The organism is Microbacterium sp. GbtcB4 (assembly GCF_019091465.1).
GTDB lineage: Bacteria > Actinomycetota > Actinomycetes > Actinomycetales > Microbacteriaceae > Microbacterium > Microbacterium paraoxydans.
Genome location: NZ_JAGXJJ010000574.1, coordinates 1 through 236, shown reverse-complemented (window position 1 = coordinate 236; position 236 = coordinate 1). Strand labels below are relative to the sequence as shown.

1 pseudogene is annotated in these 236 nt (G+C 72.9%); it reads left to right on the top strand.

The annotated features are described in order from the left end of the window. A pseudogene (locus KVS71_RS18870) lies at positions 1-236 on the top strand (amino acid transporter); the annotation flags it as partial.

Genomic DNA, 236 nt, shown 5'->3' with positions numbered 1-236 from the left:
CATCGCCGCCATGACCTGGGTGAGCGGGCGCGGGGTGGAGATCGGCGAGCGCATCCAGAACGTGCTCCTCGCGACCCAGTGCCTCGCGCTGGCGATCTTCATCGTGGCCGCCCTCTGGCGGTTCTTCACGGGCGACGCCCCCGCCCCCACCCCGTTCTCGTGGGAGCGGCCGTACCCGTGCGGCTTCACCGCCTGGTCGGGCGTCTCGGTGTCGCTCCCCCCCGCGCGCCTCACTT